Consider the following 18,546-nt stretch of genomic DNA (forward strand, 5'->3'; position numbering starts at 1 on the left):
GATCGACGATGCGGCGTTTGCGAATGGGATTGATCGGCGGTGGGCCGGGGTCGTTCATCGGCCCGATTCACCGGATCGCTGCGGAAATGGACCGCGAGATCGAACTGGTCGCGGGCTGTTTTTCCAGCGATGCCGGTCGCAGCCGCGAGGCGGGCGAAAGCTATCGCATCGATCCGGCCCGCGCCTATCCCTCGCTCGATGCGATGTTCGCCGCCGAAAAGGCACGCGAGGACGGGATCGATTTCGTCGCCGTGGTCAGTCCGAATCATCACCACCTGCCTGCCGCGCGCGCGGCGCTGGCAGCGGGCCTGCCGGTGATCAGCGACAAGCCTGCGACCGCCACCCTGGCCGAGGCGCGCGAACTGGCCGACTGCGTCAGCGCGGCGGGCCAGCCTTATGCGCTGACCCACACCTATTCCGGTTATCCGCTGGTGCGCGAGGCGCGGGCGCGCATTGCCGCCGGTGCACTGGGCAGCATCCGCAAGCTGGTGGTCGAATATCCGCAAGGCTGGCTGGCGGGCGATGCGATCGGCAAACAGGCCGAATGGCGCACCGATCCCGCACGTTCGGGCCCCGGCGGATGTATCGGCGATATCGGCACGCACGCTTTCCAGCTTGCCGAGTTCATCACCGGGCTAAAGGCGGTCGAACTGCTCGCCGATCTGGCCGCAGTGGTGCCGGGCCGTCCGGTCGACGACGATTGCACGGTGCTGCTGCGCTATGACAATGGCGCGCGCGGCGTGCTGCTCGCCAGCCAGATCGAGGTTGGCGAGATGAACGGCCTGCGCATCCGCGTCTATGGCGAAAAGGGCGGGCTGCTGTGGCGGCAGGAAGTGCCCAATACGCTGACGCTGCACAGCCTGGATGGCCGGACCGAGATCGTCCATGCCGGCGGTCCGCAGCTCGGCCCCGATGCCGCCAGCCGCACCCGCACGCCGACCGGCCATCCCGAGGGCTATCTGGAAGCGTTCGCCAATCTCTATCGCGATTTCGCTGCCGTGCTGCGCGGCGAGCCCGCGCCGCTGCTGCCCGGAATCGAGGATGCGCTGCGCGGCATGACCTTTGTCGACACTGCCGTCCGCGCCAGCCGGGAACGCTCCGGCTGGGTGCCGCTGACCGTTTGAAAGGACCAACCCCATGAAGACCATCAAGGGCCCTGCGATCTTCCTCGCCCAGTTCGCGGGCGACGCTGCACCGTTCAACAGCCTGGAGGCCATTGCCGACTATATGGCGGGCCTGGGCTACAAGGGCATCCAGATCCCCAGCTGGGACGAGCGGTTGTTCAACCTGACGCTCGCTGCCGAAAGCCAGACCTATTGTGACGAGATCAAGGGGATGCTGGCCGACAAGGGACTGGAGATTACCGAGCTGTCGACGCACCTTCAGGGTCAGCTGGTTGCGGTGCACCCGGCCTTTGACGCGCAGTTCGATGGCTTTGCCCCGCCCGAGGTCCACGGCAACCCCAAGGCGCGGCAGGAATGGGCAGTGCGCCAGGTCAAGAATGCTGCGATCGCCAGCCGCAAGCTGGGGCTGAATGCGCATGCGACCTTCTCCGGCGCGCTGGCCTGGCCCTATTTCTACCCCTGGCCCGCGCGGCCTGCCGGGCTGGTCGAGGATGCGTTCGACGAGCTCGCCCGCCGCTGGAAGCCGATCCTCGATGTATTCGACGAGAACGGCGTCGATGCGGCCTATGAGATCCATCCGGGCGAGGATCTGCATGACGGCGTGACCTTCGAGATGTTCCTCGAGCGCGTCGGCAACCATCCGCGCGCGAACATCCTCTACGACCCCAGCCATTTCGTGCTGCAGCAGCTCGACTATCTGGCCTATATCGACATCTATCACGAACGCATCAAATGCTTCCACGTCAAGGATGCCGAGTTCCGCCCCAATGGGCGCAGCGGCGTCTATGGCGGCTATCAGTCCTGGGTTGATCGCCCGGGACGCTTCCGCAGCCTGGGCGATGGCCAGGTCGATTTTCCGGCGATCTTCAGCAAGATGGCGGCGAATGACTTTGCCGGCTGGGCGGTGCTCGAATGGGAATGCGCGCTCAAGCATCCCGAACAGGGCGCGGCCGAGGGCGCACCGTTCATTGCCAAGCACATCATTCGCGTCACCGAACATGCGTTCGACGATTTCGCTGCCGGCGGCGCGGACCGCGCGCTCAACAGGCGGCTGATGGGGATCGACTGAGCGGCTTGGCATCGGGATACGAAAAGGCCTCTGAAATCGCGAGATTCCGGAGGCCTTTTCTGTATCAGTTTTCCCGGGATCAGGCGGCGAGCGCCAGCTCCTTGCTCGCGGTCATCGTCGGTACGAAGGGCAGGTACGAGATGCGCTTGCGGATCGCGACGGTAACCTTGTGCGGGCCGGGGGAGAGCTCTGCGCCCAGCACGCTGATCAGGGCCTTTTCGCCGAAATTCCAGCGATTGTCGTAACAGCTTTCCATTTCGTCGAGCGTGTAGGTCGTGTCGCGCACGGAAAAGCGCACGGCCTCGCGCGGATAGGTGGTACCGTCGACGGTGACGGCGACGTCCTCGACCATCGAAAGGCCAAGGCCCCGGTAATAAGGCAGCCGGGCTTCGAGCGCGAAACCGCCTTCAACAGCGACCAGGCTGCCGGCGACGATCATCTTGTGGTCCATCATATTTCGGGTCTCCTCAGGCGGCCAGGGGGGTCTTCAGGGCAGGGGTCTCGGTCTCGCCCAGCAGGCGGGCCAGCATCACCTGCTGGCGGCGGACCTGCTCGACCGAATTGGGCTCCTCGGCATCCTCGATCCAGCGATTGCCCTCATATTCGGAGCAGATATAGCCCTTGTAGCCGCCCTGTTTCAGCACGCGGACGATCTCGTCATAGGGGATGCTGGGCTCGACATAATCCTCGGTCATTTCGTAGAACTTGCCGTGGATATTGTGGATGCGGTGCATGAAGTCGAGCATGCGCTTGGGCTCGAACGCGGCATTGTGGCGCAGCGTTTCCGCCATCGCGATGGCAGGGCCGGTGCCGCCCATCTCGCGCACGTCCAGAATGACATATTCGGACAGCACGCGGTCCTCGTACGCCTTTTCGATATAGTCGGCGATGTTCTTCGGCACGCCGATGCGCATGAACTTTTCCTTCCACACGCGCGGGAACTTGAACAGGAACATGCCCATGTCGGGCAGGAAGCCCAGCGCGTCCGAGCCCGATTTTTCAAAGGCTTCGGCGTGGCGGATGATCCAGGGATGATCGAAATGCAGCGGAGCGTGCACCTCGATCAGGATCTTGATGCCCTTTTCCTCGGCATAGGGCGCAGCGGCGACCAGCACTTCGGGGGCGATCGAGACGAGGGCGCGGATGAACTTCATGCCCAGCAGCGCACCGAAGTCGATGTCCTTCTTCACGCTCGCGACCTGCTCTTCGAACGGCATCGGACGCCCCTTGTAACGCTTGTAATCGAGCATGAAGTCGTGGCTGACGCCGACCCCGCCATAGCGCTTCATGCTTTCGTGGAAGGCGGCGACATCGGCTTCGTTCACGCCGCATTCGGGCCAGCCCCAGAAGGACTGCTCGCCGATCACCTCGATGCCGTTCGCGCCCAGTTCGCACGAAATGCGGATGCAGTCGTCGCGGGTCAGCGTGCCGTCAAAGGTATCATTCTGATAGGAATAGAGGCTGACGCCCCGTTTGATCTCATAGCTCATTCTGGTTCCTCTCCTCGTCGGGATCGCACTGGTTGATTCGGGATGGGGCAAGGCCGCGCTGCGTCGGTTTTCCTGGCTTCTCCCTGGGGCCGAAGCCCTAATTAGAACCAATATTCGTATAAATTCGACCGCGCGTCAACCCCTGCAATCTGGCGGAATTCTGCGGAAATCGATGGATTGACAGAATTAGAATTATGATATTTATTTGGGTGAAAGAGAGCAGATTTGGGAGAGTCGAGTGCCTGTGCGGAGCCTGCTGACTGCTGCTGCGATTCCCGTCGCGCTGCTGCTTGCGGCGTTCTTCGCCTTTGTCGGCTATCACAAGGCTTTCGCGCCCCTGGCAGAGCTGGCGCAGCACCGGGTGTGGACTTTGGCGCTGCCCGAATGGCTGGGGCGCACGATCGGCTGGAGCGAGCTGCTGCTCGCCGCGATCCTGCTGTCGATCGCCGTGCCGCGTCTCCGCGCCTGGGCTGGCACGGCTGCAGCGCTGCTGGTCATCAACCAGATGGCGGCGGCGGCCGTCCACTGGTCACGGGCAGAGACCGATGCCCTGCCGCAAAATGCCGTTCTCGTCGCGCTGCTGGTTCTGGTCGGGCTGGCGGCGCGGCATCGCCAGAAAGCAGTGGGAGAGACTTCATGACCATTCGGACAATCTTGCTCGGCGCTGCCGCGACCGCGCTGGCAGTGGGCGCACTGACCGCCCCGGTGGCAAGCGCCGCCGAAAGCGCCGACCAGCGCATCGCCGCGCTGGAAAAGGAGCTGGCCGGGCTGCGCCAGGCCGCCTCCGCCACGCAGGATCGTGCCAGGATCGAAAACCTGTTCTCGCGCTACATGTATCTGCACAACGCGTTTCGCGACACGGACATCATTCCGCTCTGGGCGAATAAGGGCACGCCCGACGTCCGCGCGCAATATTCGAACCTTGGCGTCTATACCGACTGGGACAAGATCATCTCCTATCATCAGGGGCGCCCCGCGCCTCGCGGCAAGCTGGTCATGCACTTCGTCACCACGCCGATGATTGAGATTGCCGGTGACGGCCAGACCGCCAAGGGGCTGTGGATCGTCAACGGCGTCGAATCCGGACTGGTAGAGCCCGAGCATGCCAAGAACATGCCCGCCTGGATGTTCGAGAAGGAGATGGTGGGCGGCAAGAAGGTGTGGATGCACAATGTGTATCTCAAATACGGCATCGACTTCATCAAGCAGGATGGCGAGTGGAAGATCTGGCATTTCCACTGTTTCGAGGTCGCCCGCGCGCCTTATGGCATGGGCTGGATTCCGTTTGCCGCTGCTGCGCAAGATGACGCCTTCAATGTCGACCTGATGTATGTCGGCGAGGACGGCAAACCGGTGTTCATGCCGCCGGTCGATGGCCCCGCCACGGTGATGGGCAACATGTACCGCACCGACACGCCCCAGCGCCTCGAGGCGCGCCCGCCCGAACCCTATCGCACGTTCAGCGAAACCTTCGCGTACTGAAACCCATAAGGACGATTGATTCATGCCCTTCGAACTCAGCGTAAACCTGGAATATATGTTCCACGAGGCCGGCGACCGGCTGGAAGATCGGATGGCGGCTGCCGCCAGGGCGGGCTTCAAGAAGGTGGAGATTTTCACCACCGCCAATCGCGACGTGCCCAGCCTCAAGGCGGCTTTGGCCGAGACCGGCTGCGAACTGCTCGCCACGGTCACCGATCCGCGCATCGCGCTGGTGATGGCCGACCAGCATGATCGCTTCCGCGAGATGTTTGCCCAGGCCGCGGCCGAGGCGGCCGAGCTGGGTGCCACCCATATCGTCGTGCCTTCGGGTATTGCGGTGCCCTATATGAAGCGGCCAATGCAGCTCGACATCGTCGCGGGTGCCATTGCCAGCATCGTTCCGGTGGCCGAGGCGCACGGCCTCATCATCCTGCTCGAACCGGTGAATACCCGGGTCGATCATCCCGGCGTGCTGTTCGGCATGACCGAAGATGCCGTCGCAGTGATCGAGAAGGTCGGCAGCCCCAGCGTGAAGCTGCTCTACGACCTCTACCATTCGACCACCGAGCGCGAAAATCCTGCCGAGGTGCTGCCCAGGGTCGCGCATCTGATCGGGCATATCCAGATCGCGGATTCGCCGGGTCGCGGTGAGCCGGGATCGGGCCAGATCGACTGGCCAGCGATGCTCAAGCTGATCGAGAACACTGGATATGCTGGCCCGCTCGGCCTCGAGCTCAGCCCCACCGGCGGCGATACGGCAGCCGCGCTGGCCCATATCCGCGCGCTCGCCGCCTGACGCGCGGCGCCACAAACGAGCTTCCCACTCGGGGTGCCCCGGCCACGGGCACCCTTTTTTTTACAGTTTTTCGCTTCGTCCGGCTCGGGCAGCGTGACCTTGCCGGTTCCCGCCTATTCGATCCCGCCCAGGATCAGCGGCTGGACATGCAGGCTGAACTCGACATGCGCCGTGCCCGGCACCCGGATCTTCGCATCGGCGGCGATCAGCGATCAGCCCATCACGCCGCGCCCTCCAGTGCGAGCTGGCCATGCGATTCCTTCTGCGGCTGCCCGGCAGGCCAGGCCAGAATGATGCCCACCTGCGCCAGCAGCAGCGCGACCACCCCGCCATAATAGGTCCAGCGGATGGCCGTTCTGGCGCCGTCGGTGACGGCTGCAGGGTCATAGCCGGCGCCTGCCAGGATGAAGGCGATGCCTGCCGTGCCGAGCGCCATTCCGACCTTTGTGGCCAGGCTGACCCCCGCAGAGAGCAGTCCTTCATGCCGGCTGCCATAGAGCGCCTCGTGGTAATCGACCGTTTCGGCGATCATCGTGAAGGCGGCAGTGATGGTGATCGAATTGGCAAGGCAGGCGGCGATATATATCGCCAGAAACACCGGTGGCTGGCCCTCGACGAGCGGCAGAACCGCGAACAGCGCAGCAGCGATGCTCAGCACCGCGATGCATCCCTTGCGGATGCCGGTGCGCGCCAGGATCGGCGGGGCGAAAAAGGCCGACAGCAGCAGCATGCCCGCGACCGCCGGGAGCATCACGCCGATCATCCACGGCGCGCGCATCACATCAATCGCGAAATAGGCGGTGATTGCCATCATCCCGCCGAAGCGCACGAAATAGACGAGGCAGAACAGGAAGGAGACCATCCAGGCGCGGTTGCGCAGCATCTTGCCGATCTCGGGCAGGATGGGGAAGCGTGCGGGCGAATCGTCGACCACCCGTTCGCGGCAGTTGCGGAACAGCGCCAGGATGCACAGCATCGACAGGAGGCCAAAAACGGCGGCGGCGGCAACATAACCGCCCGGCTGCTTCTCGCCGCCATAAGCCGCAAGGATCGGCTGCACTGCTGCCGTGCCCAGGACGACGCCAACCGAGGTGCCGATCGATCGCATGCCGCCCAGCTTCAGCCGCTCGGCGCGGTCCGACGTCATCATCGGCATCAGCGCGGTATAGGGAATGGCGCCGAGGCTCATCAGGATGCCCAGCAGCTTGAAGGTGATAAAGGCATAAGCCAGCTGCGCGCCCTGGCTCCAGTCGCCAGGCACCGCGAAAATGGCGACCGAAACCAGCGCATAGGGAATGGCGGTGAAGAGGAAATAGGGCCGCGTCCGGCCCCAACGGCTGCGCGTGCGGTCAATCGCGATGCCGACGCCCATGTCGATCACCGCATCCATCAAGCGCGCAACGAGAAAGATGGTCCCGACAGCGGCGGCGGGCAGGCCCACAACGTTCACATAGTAAAGCAGCAGAAAGCCGCTGGCCATATTATAGGGCAGGCTATAGCCCATATCGCCAAAGCCATAGCTCAGCTTTTCCGCAAGCCGCAGACGTGTCCCGGACATGGTCTCTCTCCCATGTTGCGGCACCGATCGGCCTTGTGGCCTGGATCGCCTGGCGACCATGAGTGGCCGCTATTTATTAGAATTGTGATTCGTATAATGGCGCGGACCACCGCTTGGCAACGCATTTTTTGCATGACCTGTTGCAACCATATCAAGGGCCGGAGGCGGGCGATCGCTGGGCGTTTTCGAAAAAACCACATGATTTCAGCTGCTTGAAAATTCACCATTGATACAGTTGATGGATGACGATTTTTACAATCGATATGGCTAAAGCTTGACAGCGACGGGGCAATATATAAAATCATCATTCTAGTTTTAGTCATTCTAATCACACCGTCATAAGCGGGCCCACCCGCAGGCGGCATTTTGAGGGGAGGATTGCCGATATGCACTCACACGCAATTCGTGCTGCGCTGCTCATGGGGGTTGGCGCGATCGCGCTGGCAACGCCCGCGTTCGCCCAGGACAATACCGAAGCCGACAAGGAAATCGTCGTCACCGCACAGAACCGCGTGCAGAACGTCCAGGACGTTCCCATCGCGATCCAGGTGGTCAGCGGCGAGGATGTCGAAAAGGCGGGGATCAGCGATCTTACCGGCATTCAGCGCCTGGCTCCGGCGGTCCAGATCACCAACGATACGAACCTGACGCGCGTCACGCTGCGCGGCATCGGCACCAACGACAATGCCGAAACACAGGACGCCTCGATCGTCGTCAATATCGATGGCGAATATATCAACCGCCCGACCGTGATGAACGCCTCGCTGTTCGATCTGGAGCGCGTCGAGGTTCTGCGCGGTCCTCAGGGGACGCTGCAGGGGCGCAACGCCACGGGCGGCGCGGTCAACTTCATCACGCGCAAGCCGGGCGATGATTTCGGCTTCAACATGGCTGCCTCTTACGGCAATTTCGACCATGTGCTGGTCCAGGGTGGCGTCGATCTGCCGATCGGCGATATCGGCGGCATCCGTTTCTCGGGCACCTATTCGAAGCGCGACGGCTTTTTCAGCCATCCCAATGTCAATGTCCGCACGGGCAATGACAACAGCCGGGCAGGCCGCGTCAGCATTCGTCTGAACCCGATCGATCCGCTGACGCTCGACCTCGCGTTCGAGGTCAGCGCAGTCGACAACATCATTGCCGGCAATGCCTTTGTGAACTTCAACAACGGGCTGGCGTTCAATCCCGCGCTGGTCCCGGGACCCGGCTGCAATCAGAATGGCTGGAACCGCATCGGTGCCGATCCGCGTTTCGTGGTCTGCATCCCGCAGAACACCAACGGCCTGTCGACGATCAATCGCAAGAACTACCTGACGTCGGCGCGCGCACCCAGCCGTAACGAACAGGATTCGAAGGTTGTTCGCGGCAAGATCGCCTATGATTTCGAGGGCGCCACGCTGACCTATACCGGCGGCTATCGCCGCACCGTCGAAGCGTTCGACGCGGCACTGACCCCGGCATTCCTGTTCAAGAACTTCGCCAACAATGTCGAAAGCCAGAGCCACGAGCTGCGCCTCAACGGCGGCAGCGCTGGTGCCTTCGAATGGCAAGTCGGCGGCTTCTACTTCAAGGAAGACCTGTTCATCGAACGCGGCCTGTTCAACGGCCCGCCGTTCCTGCCGGCGTTCCTGACCGGCGCGAACGGCGCGTTTATCAACTATTTCCGCCGCGACGTGAACAGCCGCAGCTATTCCGCCTTCGGCCAGGTCGATATTCCGATCACCGACGAACTGTCGGTCACAGCAGGCGCCCGCTACACCGATGACAGCCGCACGGGCATCTTCCCCTTCTATCCGGGCGGCCTGGGCAATCCGACATCGCCGCTGTTCAACACAGGCGTGCGCCGCATCACCGCGCCGCCGCTGCGGACCGACATCCTGCGCGCCAAGGCAGACAGGCTGACCTGGCTGGTGGGCGTCAACTACAAGCCGGATACCGATACGCTGGTCTATGCCAAGGTCTCGACCGGCTTCAAGGCAGGCGGCTTCGATACGGTCGGCCAATATGCGCCGGAAACCAACACCGCCTATGAAGCCGGCATCAAGCGGAGCTTCGGTTCCAGCACCGTCAATTTCTCCGGCTTCTACTACGACTACAAGGACCTGCAGGCTGCGGTTCTGCTGGATCCGTCGATCGGCGGGCAGGTGTTCAATGCCGGTGGCGCGACCATCTGGGGTCTGGAACTCGATGCGTCGATCAAGGTGTTCGACTCGGGCCGTTTCACGGCGAGCATCAACTATCTGAGCTCGGAATATGATGACTTCCTGGCCTCGTTCCCGGTCTTCTGCGCCTCGGAAACGCACCCGACGCTTGGCTGCCTCACCGGCCTGGGTGACCTGGACAACGACATCACCACCAATCCGGTGACCCAGCCCAATCTGGCGGGCAACCGCACGCCGCTCGCCCCCAAATGGGTGATCGCGGCTGGCTATGAGCATGTGTTCGATCTGGGCAGTTCCGGTACGCTGACGCCCAGCATCTTCACCCGCTTCAAGTCGGCCTATTTCATGGATGTGTTCAACTTCCGGGATTCGCGCCAGAGCAGCTTCTTCCAGACCGACGCGACCCTCGAGTGGCGCGACGAGTCAGGCAAGTTCGGTATCCAGCTGTTTGCGCGCAATCTGGAAGACAACCAGCCGCTGACCTATGCCGCCTTCACGGCGGCGGGCAATGACGACATCTACAACTGGCAGTTCAGCGCGCCGCGCACCTACGGCGTGCGCATGCTGCTCGACTTCTGATCTGCATGAGGGACGGGGGCGTATGTGGTCGCCCCCAAGGGGATGCAGATGAAGAGAAGGGGTGGGTCCGGTGAGGCGGGGCCTGCCCCTTTTCTTTTGGTCAGACGCGATCAGGCGGCCGTGATGAAATCCGCCCCTGCGCCATAGAAGCGCACCAGCCCGTCGCGGTCTTCGGGCGCGGTGACCATCACGCACAGCTGCACGCCGAATTGCAGCGGCAGCGGCGCGGGCAGCACCATCTCGCTCAACTGCCGGTTGTTTTCCGGGCAATAGGGACGGAACGCGGGCTCGGGATCGAACGGAACCGGCACTGCGGTGGGCACCTGCAATCGCGGCGTCAGCTCGATCCGGTCCATGCCGCCATGCTGCAGCGTCACCCAGTTGAGCGCCGCGCCGTCGCTGGTCTCCCATAACAGGCTTGCCGAATGCAGCGCCATGCGCTGGCCATTGAGTTCGACAGGCGTCGGCAGCGGCCAGTGAAACCACACCGCCTTGCCCGCTCGGATGCAGAAGCTGGTGAAGAATCCGCGATAGAAGCCGCCTCCCTCTGACCAGTCGGCGCCATCGACCGTTCCCAGAAAATCGGGTCCCCGTTCCTGCGGCACGACGGCGGCGGCGGGGACCCAGTGTCTCGCCAGGATGGTCATAGCATCACCCCCAGGACGGGTTCTTGCCGGGCAGCCATTTGATCGAGCAGCCCGCGCTCGGCACCTGAGGCTGCGGCGCTGGCTGTCCTGCCAGCAGCGCATCGACCGCAGCGCGCATGTCCTCGCCGGTGACCGGCACATCGGTGCGCTGCGGCGGCGCGCCGGGCACCGGCGGATGCGGCAGCCTGGGCCGACTGGCGCAGAACTGTCCGGTATAGAACAGCGCGCGATCGGGGCCGTAGAGGAAGAAATCGGGGGTGCAGATGGCATTATAGGCCAGCGCCACGTTCTGGCTTTCATCGTGCAGATAGGGGAAGGGCAGGTCGTGCGCCTTCGCGAACAGCTTCATGTGTGGGTAATCGTCCTCGGGAAATTCCTCGGGCGAATTTGACGAGATGGCGACGACCTGCAGCCCCTTGGGGGCATAGTCGCGCGCGAACTGGCACAGCCCGTCCAGCACATGCAGCACCACCGGGCAATGGTTGCAGATAAAGGTGACGAGCAATGCGGGGGCGTCAAATTCCTCCAGCGTGCGCAGGCGCCCATCGGTATCGGGCAAGGCGAACGGCGCGGCATGTTTGCCATAGTCGAGCTGGCGGGACCATCGCAGCATCTTCTCTCTCCTTTATAAATAGAATTTGTATTCTGATACGTGATTTTCTAGAGTGGGACAAGACGCATAGGTGCGCAGGGAGAGGCGGGAATCATGGAGCAAGAGCAGCCCAAGGGCTGGAGCCGCAGGCGGTTTCTGGGTGGCGCAGCGATCCTGGCGGCGGTGGTCGGCGTGCCGCTCGCGGCCATCCGGCTGGACCTGTTTGCCGCCGAAGACGCACCCAGCGAACGCCAGCGCGACCTGATGCGCACGGTCAGCCAGATCGTCATTCCGGCCACCAACACCCCAGGCGCAGGCGATGTCGGTGCTGGCGATTTCGTGCTGCTGGGGCTGGCGCACGGCCTGGAAAAGGCGCGCATACCGCTGCCCAAGGACGCGCCGCAGGATCTTGTCCGCCACGCCCGCACGGATGGCTCGCTCGATCAGGCCGCATGGCTGGAGGCCGAGCTCGACCGCCGCACCGATGGCGATTTCCTCAACGCCGCGCCCGAGCGACAGGCGATGGTGCTCACGAAGCTCGATGGTGAAGCCTATGCCGAGGGCGTGCGCGAGCATCCCTGGCGGACGATCAAGGCGCTGATCCTGACCGGCTATTACACCAGCGAGTCCGGCGGGTCTCAGGAGCTCCAGTTCAACCTGGTGCCCGGCACCTATGCGCCAGATGTCGCCGTCACCCCGCAGACCCGCGCTTATTCGAGCGACTGGACTGCGGTGGATTTCGGTTGAGCGGGGGAAGGCAGGACCATGGATTTTGATGCAATCGTCGTGGGCTCCGGCATTACCGGAGGCCTTGCCGCCAAGGAGCTGACCGAGGCGGGCCTAAAGGTGCTGATGATCGAGCGCGGCCGCGAAATCCGCCATCAGCAGGATTATGCGACCGAAATGAAGACGCCGTGGGAGATGCCGTTCCGTGGCGCGGGCGATCAGGAACTCTACGCGCGCGAACACGCCGTCCAGATGCTCAACCGGCATTTCAACGAATATACCCAGGGGCATTTCGTCAATGACGCGCAGAACCCCTATGGCAAGGCGGAAGGCACCGATTTCAACTGGTTCCGATCGTACCAGCTGGGCGGTCGCTCGCTCACCTGGGGGCGTCAGTCCTATCGCTGGTCGGACTATGATTTCGAGGCGAACAAGCGTGACGGGCACGGCACCGACTGGCCGATCCGCTATGCCGATCTTGCTCCATGGTACGACAAGGTGGAGGAATTCATCGGCGTCTCCGGCGCGAAGGAGGGGCTGAAACAGCTGCCCGATGGCCGCTTCCAGCCACCCATGGCGCTGAATCCGGTCGAACAGCATGTGCGCGAAGTGATGAAGGCGAACTGGCCCGACCGCTGCCTGACCATCGGCCGCACCGCCAACCTCACCCAGGCCAAGGGCGAGCGCGGGGCATGCCAGAACCGCTCGATCTGCGCGCGCGGTTGCTCCTATGGTGCCTATTTCTCGACCCAGTCGAGCACATTGCCCGCCGCGATGGCAACCGGGCGGCTCACCGTCATTACCGATGCGGTGGTGGAAAAGCTGGACTATGATCCCGCGACCCGCCGCGTCACCGGGGTGCGTTATCTCGACCGCAAGACCAGGGAGCGCAAGACCGCGACGGCGCGGATGGTGTTCCTCAATGCCGGCGCTTTCAACTCGGTGCACGTGCTGCTCAATTCGGCCAGCGAAGCGATGCCCGGCGGCCTTGCCAATGCCAGCGGCGTGCTGGGCACGCACATCATGGATCATGCCAACACCCTCTCGGCCATCGCGCTGATGCCGGGGTTCGAGGGACGCACCAGCACCGGCAACCGCCCCACCGGCGTGGTCGTCGCGCGCTATCGCAACATGGATGCGATGGACGGCGAAGGGCATACGCGGGGCTATTCGTTTCAGGGCGGCGCGCTGCAGAGCACCTGGACTGCGGGCAAGCGCGATCCCGGGATCGGCCTGGCGTTGAAGGAAAAGCTGCAAAAGCCGGGCATGTGGCGGATGGTGCTCGTCGCATTTGCCGATTGCGTGCCGCGCGCGTCGAACAGGTTGACGCTCGACAGCAAGGCCGTGGATGCCGATGGCATCCCGCAGCTCAACATCGCCTTTGCCTTTGGCAAGGAAGAGCGCGCGGCGCTGGCCCAGGCCAAGGCCGATGCGGGTGAAATGCTGACCAGGGCCGGTGGCAAGGTGATCATGGGCTTTGATCAGCCGGGCGCTGGTGGAACCGCGATCCACGAAATGGGCGGTGCACGCATGGGGCATGATCCGGCAACGTCGGTGCTCAACAAATGGAGCCAGGCGCATGATGTGCCCAATCTGTTCGTTACCGATGGTGCGCAGATGAGCTCTTCGGCCTGCCAGAACCCGTCGCTCACCTATATGGCGCTGACCGCGCGCGCCTGTGACGCAGCCGCTTCGATGCTGCGCGAAGGCAAGATCTGAGCGTGAACGAACCTCTTCCCCTGACGCGTCGCCAGCAGAATCTGGCGCTCATGACGCTGATCGTCGCGGTGGTGCTTGAGATTGTCGACCTGACGATCGTCAACACCGCGCTGCCTGCGATCACGTCCGGCCTCGATGCCTCTGCCGAGGCGGTTCAATGGACCGTGGCAGGCTATGCCCTGAGCTTCGCGCTGCTGCTGATGGCGGGGGGCAGGCTGGGCGACAGCCTGGGCTATCGCCGCGTGTTCCTGTGGGGTGTGACGGGATTTACCCTCGCCTCGGTCGCCTGCGGCCTGGCCCAGACGCCCGAGCAACTGGTGCTGTCGCGCCTCGCCCAGGGGGCATGCGGCGCGATCATGTCGCCCCAGGCGCTGGCGCTGATGCAGGTGCTGTTCACCCCGCTGGAGCGAGTCTCCAAGCTGGCGCTGTTCGGCCTGATCGGCGGGCTCGCCGCGATCGCCGGGCCGATCCTGGGCGGGCTGCTGATCCAGCTCGACCTGTTCGGGCTGGGCTGGCGACTGATCTTCCTGATCAACCTGCCGGTGGGGCTGTTCGCTTTGGTGTCCGGCTGGTTCTTCCTGCCCGATCGCAAGTCCTCCCAGCCGGCAGGGTTCGACCTGCCGGGGGTGGTGCTGTTCGGGCTTGCCGTGTTCTGCCTGCTCTGGCCGCTGACCCGTGCAGAACGCGGCTGGGCCGGGCCCGAGATCGTGACGCTGCTGCTCGTCCCGCCCCTGCTGTTTGCTGTCTGGCGGCATGTGGCCGACCGGGTGCGCAGGCAGCAACCGGCGTTGTTCGATCCCTCCTTGCTGTCGATCCTGCCATTCCGTCTGGGCCTTGGCATCTCGATCGTCTTTGCCGCCGCCAATGCCGGGTTTCTGCTCACTTTTGCCTTCGCGCTGCAGAGCGAGCGTGGCGAGAGTGCGCTGACCACCGGGTTGCTGCACATGCCCTTTGGCCTGGGCGCGATGATCGGCATCGCCGTGCTGGGCCGCAATTTCCTGCCGCGCTACGGCAAATGGGTGCTCCTGCTGGGCGGCGCGACGATGCTGGTGGCAAGCGCGCTGGTGCTGGCCGGTATTGGCTGGCTGAACCTGTCCTGGCCGATGCTGGCGCCGGTGCTTGTGATCGCAGGGCTCGGCATGGGGTCGCTTTCGGGCTGCATCGCGCCGGTATCGGTGGCGCAGGTCGACCGCGACCATGCCGGCGCGGCGAGTGGCATGATGAAGACCGCGCAGCAGATCGGCGGCGCGTTGGGCATCGCTTTGGCAGGCAGCGTCTATTTCGCCTGGGGCAGGGGTGCGGGCGTGCCGCCTTCGACCGCAGCAATTGCCGTCATCGCCAGCCTGCTTGCGATCAGCGTGCTGCTGGCGAGCCGGCTGCCGGGCAACATCTTCCAGCCGCAGACGGCCCCCGTCGCGCGCTGACCGCAGCGTATCGGTGCGTCAGGGCTGAAAGGTCAGCGCGCCGCGCCGTTCGAGAAAGCGCCAGCCTTCATCCGTTGCCACGAACCGGTCGTGGAACGATCCGACCAGCGGCGTGCCGCTGCCGGTGAACAGCAGGATGGCGCTTTCGCCCCGCGCTGACCGTGCGTCCTCGACGTCGATCACGACATTGCTGCAGAAATGCCGCGTGGTGCGCGGTGGGCGCGATTGGAACGCCGCCAGGATCGCCTCGTGCCCGCGGATTTCGATATCCGGGGCGGTGGGGCGCGTCATCAACCCATCGGGATGATAGAGCGCCACCACCTCTTCCCAGCGATGCGCGTCGTTGAGATTGGCATAGAGCGCGATCAGCCGGGCGCATTCCCATTCGATCGCCTGGCGCTCGGCGGGGCTCATAGCCGCGCCGCAGCGATATCCGCCCCTTCGCGCAGGGCTTTCAACTTCTTGGCGGTGACCAGCGGGTCGATCTTGCCATAGCCGGCAAAGGTGCCGAAGCCGCAATCGGTGCTGCCGATGACGCGGTCTGCGCCGACGATGCCGGCAAAGCGCTCCAGCCGCTGCGCGATCAGCTCGGGATGCTCGACATAGTTGGAGCAGGTGTCGATGACGCCTGGTGCCAGCACCTTGCCATCGGGGATCGCGGCATCGCGCCACACCGTCCATTCATGCTCGTGCCGGGGATTGGCGCCTTCGAACAGGATCGTGCCCGGGCGCGCCGACAGCACAATGTCGATCACGCGCTCCAGAGGAATGTCGTGATCGTGCGGGCCTTCGTAATTGCCCCAGCAGATGTGCATCCGCATCCGTTCGGGCGGGATGTTCGCGGTGGCCGCGTTCAGCGCCTCGACATTGGCGGCAGCGACCTTGAGGAAATCGTCCTCGGACAGGTCCTGATAGCCGGTATGGCGCGACATCGCGAGGTCGGGGCAATCGAGCTGCAGGTCGAACCCTGCGTTCACGATGGTCTCATATTCCTCGCGCATCGCATCGGCGAGATCGGCCAGATAGGCTTCGTGGCTGGGATAGTGGCGGTTGACCTGGAAGGCGGTGATGAGGCCGGGCGAGGCGGCGTTCATGAAGCCGCGTGCGCCGTTGCCATGCGCGTCCATGGCGGCGCTAAAACGACGGATATCGTCGTGCAGCGGCTCCAGCGTCACCAGCTTGACCGGACCGATGCACGACGCGCGGACGAATTCCTGGCTGCCCATGATCGCGGACAGCTTTTTCGCCAGATCGGGGACTTCGGCAAGGTCCGCAGCCGCCTTGCGGTCGATATGGCCGCCAAAGCCGGACAGCCGCTCGATCATATAGGTCGAATAGCCGACCTTGCCCATTTCGCCATCGCTGACGATGTCGACCCCGCAATCGCGCTGAAAGGCGACCGAACGGTTGACCGCATCGGATACGGCAGCATCGAAAGCGGCGGCATCAAAGGGCTTGCCCGCATCGCGCGCCAGCAGCAGCTCAGTCAATTCCGGCCCGCGCGGCATAGATCCGACATGGGTTGTTGCGATTCTGGTCATCATTCCCTCCCGCTGGCAGCCATCCGATCCCGTGCCGGAGCCGCTTGATGCGTCCGTTTGGCATAGGCGAAACCGGTTTCCAATCAAAAATTGGATCCAATACCGGCAAGATTCTGGCGCGAGGCTTTGAGGCAGCCGGACGTTGCCGAGGTCTCGGGGTTGGCCTCAAGGCGGGCGACGCAGTGCGCCGGCCAGCCTTGAGGCACCAGGGTCGATCAGGCGCGGCTGATATCATAGGCGCCAAGGCCCGGCTTGAAGCTCTTCTCGTCGATGAACTGCCGGGTCGCTTCCTTGCGGCCCTCACCGTCGAAGGAATTGGCGGCTTCCTGCGCGCGGATCAGATAATCCTCGGCATTGTCATAGGTCATCTCGCGCACGCGGCGGATCGCCCATTTGGTGGCGCGCAGCGCGGTCGCGTTCTTGGCGAGGAGCACCTTGGCGACTTCCTCGACCCGCGCCTTCAACTGGTCGGCGGGCAGTGCCTCGTTGACCAGGCCCTTTTCCGCCGCCTGCTTGCCGGTCAGGTTCTCACCCATCATCGCGTGATACATGGCATCGCGGAACGACAGCAGCTCGGTCGCCACCTTGGAGGCACCACCGCCCGGCAGGATGCCCCAGTTGATCTCGGAAAGGCCGAACTGCGCATCTTCGGCTGCAAAGGCCAGGTCGCAGGCGAACAGCGGGCCATAAGCGCCGCCAAAGCACCAGCCATTGACCATCGCGATCGTCGGCTTTTCGAACCAGCGCAGCCGCGACCACCAACTATAGGCTTCGCGCTGCGCCTTGCGGGTGGCGTGCAGGCCCTTCTGCTCGTTCTCGCGGAAATATTCCTTGAGGTCCATGCCGGCCGACCAGGCGGTGCCTTCGCCGGTCAGCACGATCACGCCGACATCCTCGCGAAATTCGAGGCTTTCGAGCACCTCGAGCATCTTGCGGTTGAGCGTCGGGCTCATGCAGTTGCGCTTGTCGGGGCGGTTGAACTTCACCCAGGCGATGCGGTTCTCGATGGTAAAGGTGGCGGTCTCGTCAGTCATGTCGTGTTTTCCTTGGTTGGATGATGGGAAGAATGGCCGGGCAAAGCCGGACCTGTGGTTTCAGGGATAGGTGAGCAGGCTGGTGTCGGAGGCTTCAGGTGAAGCGGCAGGCGCGGCCTGAAGCTTGTGCAGCAGGTGGAGCAGCTGTTCCTGCTCCGCCTTGGTGAGGGCGGCAGTGGCTTCGCGGTCGCTGCGTTCCAGAACGTCGAGCGCCCTGGCCAGGAAATCCTCGCCGGCGGGCGTGACGTGCAGCCCGTTGCTGCGCAGGTCGCGGCCCTCGCGCCGTTCGACATGGCCGCGCGATTCCATCGTGTTCAGCAGCTTCATCACCGCCGACCGCCCGATGTTCAGAAATCGGCCCAGCGTCGTCTGGTCGCAGCCCGGATGGTCGAGAACGTAGAGCATCGCGGTGACCTTGGCAGGCGTGGTGGCCATCTCGGCGAGCGCAGCGCGCGCGGCCTGGCCGGTGCGCATGGTGGCAAGATGCAGCTGGAACCCGACCAGGCGGGGAAGCATGTTGCGGCCGCTCACGGTTTTCTGAGCCACCATCGTCAATCCCTCCCCAATTCCTGCGCTTGATTTTGTATCCCAGGCGGACTATCC

The 18,546-nt window shown here is 63.8% G+C and carries 18 protein-coding genes; 9 read left to right on the plus strand and 9 right to left on the minus strand.

Annotated elements, in window-relative coordinates:
* The first annotated feature begins 8 nt into the window (after positions 1-8).
* Together OU999_18005 and OU999_18010 are read left to right on the plus strand one after the other, a co-directional pair.
* On the plus strand, positions 9-1,124 hold the full coding sequence (locus tag OU999_18005) for a Gfo/Idh/MocA family oxidoreductase (protein WAC23596.1): 1,116 nt from the start codon (positions 9-11) through the stop codon (positions 1,122-1,124).
* Between the two features lie 13 nt (positions 1,125-1,137).
* On the plus strand, positions 1,138-2,193 hold the full coding sequence (locus OU999_18010) for a sugar phosphate isomerase/epimerase (protein WAC23597.1): 1,056 nt from the start codon (positions 1,138-1,140) through the stop codon (positions 2,191-2,193).
* A gap of 79 nt (positions 2,194-2,272) precedes the next feature.
* Here OU999_18010 and OU999_18015 read toward each other — a convergent pair whose 3' ends face one another.
* The gene (locus OU999_18015) at positions 2,273-2,647 is read right to left on the minus strand and encodes a DUF6379 domain-containing protein (GenBank protein ID WAC23598.1); all 375 of its coding nucleotides are present in this window, start codon (positions 2,645-2,647) and stop codon (positions 2,273-2,275) included.
* 13 nt (positions 2,648-2,660) lie between these two features.
* Entirely contained in the window at positions 2,661-3,683 is a 1,023-nt protein-coding gene (locus OU999_18020) for a TIM barrel protein (protein ID WAC23599.1), read from the minus strand.
* 238 nt (positions 3,684-3,921) lie between these two features.
* Here OU999_18020 and OU999_18025 point away from each other — a divergent pair, with 238 nt between their 5' ends.
* Genes OU999_18025 through OU999_18035 form a run of 3 tightly spaced genes read left to right on the plus strand, consistent with a single transcriptional unit; the run spans position 3,922 to position 5,961 of the window.
* Positions 3,922-4,323, plus strand: a complete 402-nt coding sequence (locus OU999_18025; GenBank protein ID WAC23600.1) for a DoxX family protein — start codon at positions 3,922-3,924, stop codon at positions 4,321-4,323.
* On the plus strand, positions 4,320-5,165 hold the full coding sequence (locus OU999_18030) for a nuclear transport factor 2 family protein (GenBank protein ID WAC23601.1): 846 nt from the start codon (positions 4,320-4,322) through the stop codon (positions 5,163-5,165). The genes OU999_18025 and OU999_18030 overlap by 4 nt, the downstream gene beginning before the upstream one ends.
* A gap of 22 nt (positions 5,166-5,187) precedes the next feature.
* On the plus strand, positions 5,188-5,961 hold the full coding sequence (locus OU999_18035) for a TIM barrel protein (GenBank protein WAC23602.1): 774 nt from the start codon (positions 5,188-5,190) through the stop codon (positions 5,959-5,961).
* Positions 5,962-6,181: 220 nt separating this feature from the next.
* Here OU999_18035 and OU999_18040 read toward each other — a convergent pair whose 3' ends face one another.
* The gene (locus OU999_18040) at positions 6,182-7,519 is read right to left on the minus strand and encodes a glycoside-pentoside-hexuronide (GPH):cation symporter (GenBank protein WAC23603.1); all 1,338 of its coding nucleotides are present in this window, start codon (positions 7,517-7,519) and stop codon (positions 6,182-6,184) included.
* Positions 7,520-7,905: 386 nt separating this feature from the next.
* On the opposite strand from OU999_18040, the gene OU999_18045 reads away from it, so the two are divergent.
* Positions 7,906-10,260, plus strand: a complete 2,355-nt coding sequence (locus OU999_18045; protein WAC23604.1) for a TonB-dependent receptor — start codon at positions 7,906-7,908, stop codon at positions 10,258-10,260.
* 110 nt (positions 10,261-10,370) lie between these two features.
* Here OU999_18045 and OU999_18050 read toward each other — a convergent pair whose 3' ends face one another.
* Both OU999_18050 and OU999_18055 read right to left on the minus strand, forming a co-directional pair.
* Positions 10,371-10,907, minus strand: coding sequence for a hypothetical protein (locus OU999_18050; GenBank protein ID WAC23605.1), 537 nt, complete (start codon positions 10,905-10,907; stop codon positions 10,371-10,373).
* A gap of 4 nt (positions 10,908-10,911) precedes the next feature.
* Positions 10,912-11,520, minus strand: coding sequence for a thioredoxin family protein (locus tag OU999_18055; GenBank protein WAC23606.1), 609 nt, complete (start codon positions 11,518-11,520; stop codon positions 10,912-10,914).
* Between the two features lie 93 nt (positions 11,521-11,613).
* On the opposite strand from OU999_18055, the gene OU999_18060 reads away from it, so the two are divergent.
* Genes OU999_18060 through OU999_18070 form a run of 3 tightly spaced genes read left to right on the plus strand, consistent with a single transcriptional unit; the run spans position 11,614 to position 15,368 of the window.
* Positions 11,614-12,246: a gluconate 2-dehydrogenase subunit 3 family protein gene (locus OU999_18060; protein WAC23607.1), complete on the plus strand. Its 633-nt coding sequence runs from the start codon at positions 11,614-11,616 to the stop codon at positions 12,244-12,246.
* Positions 12,247-12,264: 18 nt separating this feature from the next.
* Positions 12,265-13,944 carry a GMC family oxidoreductase gene (locus OU999_18065; protein WAC23608.1) on the plus strand — a complete coding sequence of 560 codons (1,680 nt, stop codon included), beginning with the start codon at positions 12,265-12,267 and terminating at the stop codon, positions 13,942-13,944.
* Between the two features lie 2 nt (positions 13,945-13,946).
* Positions 13,947-15,368 (plus strand): MFS transporter, encoded by a 1,422-nt coding sequence (locus OU999_18070; GenBank protein WAC23609.1) that lies wholly within the window; start codon positions 13,947-13,949, stop codon positions 15,366-15,368.
* 18 nt (positions 15,369-15,386) lie between these two features.
* Here the strand turns inward: OU999_18070 and OU999_18075 are convergent, their stop codons facing one another.
* The 4 genes from OU999_18075 to OU999_18090 all read right to left on the minus strand — a co-directional run bounded on the left by OU999_18075 (position 15,387) and on the right by OU999_18090 (position 18,492).
* Entirely contained in the window at positions 15,387-15,782 is a 396-nt protein-coding gene (locus OU999_18075) for a nuclear transport factor 2 family protein (GenBank protein ID WAC23610.1), read from the minus strand.
* Positions 15,779-16,909 (minus strand): cobalamin-independent methionine synthase II family protein, encoded by a 1,131-nt coding sequence (locus OU999_18080; protein WAC25474.1) that lies wholly within the window; start codon positions 16,907-16,909, stop codon positions 15,779-15,781. Before OU999_18080 ends, OU999_18075 begins: the two co-directional genes overlap by 4 nt.
* A 215-nt stretch (positions 16,910-17,124) precedes the next feature.
* Positions 17,125-17,943 carry a p-hydroxycinnamoyl CoA hydratase/lyase gene (locus OU999_18085; GenBank protein WAC23611.1) on the minus strand — a complete coding sequence of 273 codons (819 nt, stop codon included), beginning with the start codon at positions 17,941-17,943 and terminating at the stop codon, positions 17,125-17,127.
* Between the two features lie 60 nt (positions 17,944-18,003).
* Positions 18,004-18,492, minus strand: a complete 489-nt coding sequence (locus tag OU999_18090) for a MarR family winged helix-turn-helix transcriptional regulator (protein ID WAC23612.1) — start codon at positions 18,490-18,492, stop codon at positions 18,004-18,006.
* Positions 18,493-18,546: the final 54 nt, after the last annotated feature.

The sequence above is a fragment of the Blastomonas sp. SL216 genome (assembly GCA_026625625.1).
Taxonomy (GTDB): Bacteria; Pseudomonadota; Alphaproteobacteria; order Sphingomonadales; family Sphingomonadaceae; genus Blastomonas.

What these genes read in the sequence shown, in the direction of transcription:
- OU999_18005 (WAC23596.1), top strand. Translation starts at nt 9, where the DNA reads ATGCGGCGTTTGCGAATGGGATTGATCGGCGGTGGGCCGGGGTCGTTC.
- OU999_18010 (WAC23597.1), top strand. Translation starts at nt 1,138, where the DNA reads ATGAAGACCATCAAGGGCCCTGCGATCTTCCTCGCCCAGTTCGCGGGC.
- OU999_18015 (WAC23598.1), bottom strand. Translation starts at nt 2,647, where the DNA reads ATGATGGACCACAAGATGATCGTCGCCGGCAGCCTGGTCGCTGTTGAA.
- OU999_18020 (WAC23599.1), bottom strand. Translation starts at nt 3,683, where the DNA reads ATGAGCTATGAGATCAAACGGGGCGTCAGCCTCTATTCCTATCAGAAT.
- OU999_18030 (WAC23601.1), top strand. Translation starts at nt 4,320, where the DNA reads ATGACCATTCGGACAATCTTGCTCGGCGCTGCCGCGACCGCGCTGGCA.
- OU999_18035 (WAC23602.1), top strand. Translation starts at nt 5,188, where the DNA reads ATGCCCTTCGAACTCAGCGTAAACCTGGAATATATGTTCCACGAGGCC.
- OU999_18040 (WAC23603.1), bottom strand. Translation starts at nt 7,519, where the DNA reads ATGTCCGGGACACGTCTGCGGCTTGCGGAAAAGCTGAGCTATGGCTTT.
- OU999_18045 (WAC23604.1), top strand. Translation starts at nt 7,906, where the DNA reads ATGCACTCACACGCAATTCGTGCTGCGCTGCTCATGGGGGTTGGCGCG.
- OU999_18050 (WAC23605.1), bottom strand. Translation starts at nt 10,907, where the DNA reads ATGACCATCCTGGCGAGACACTGGGTCCCCGCCGCCGCCGTCGTGCCG.
- OU999_18055 (WAC23606.1), bottom strand. Translation starts at nt 11,520, where the DNA reads ATGCTGCGATGGTCCCGCCAGCTCGACTATGGCAAACATGCCGCGCCG.
- OU999_18060 (WAC23607.1), top strand. Translation starts at nt 11,614, where the DNA reads ATGGAGCAAGAGCAGCCCAAGGGCTGGAGCCGCAGGCGGTTTCTGGGT.
- OU999_18065 (WAC23608.1), top strand. Translation starts at nt 12,265, where the DNA reads ATGGATTTTGATGCAATCGTCGTGGGCTCCGGCATTACCGGAGGCCTT.
- OU999_18075 (WAC23610.1), bottom strand. Translation starts at nt 15,782, where the DNA reads ATGAGCCCCGCCGAGCGCCAGGCGATCGAATGGGAATGCGCCCGGCTG.
- OU999_18080 (WAC25474.1), bottom strand. Translation starts at nt 16,909, where the DNA reads ATGACCAGAATCGCAACAACCCATGTCGGATCTATGCCGCGCGGGCCG.
- OU999_18085 (WAC23611.1), bottom strand. Translation starts at nt 17,943, where the DNA reads ATGACTGACGAGACCGCCACCTTTACCATCGAGAACCGCATCGCCTGG.
- OU999_18090 (WAC23612.1), bottom strand. Translation starts at nt 18,492, where the DNA reads ATGGTGGCTCAGAAAACCGTGAGCGGCCGCAACATGCTTCCCCGCCTG.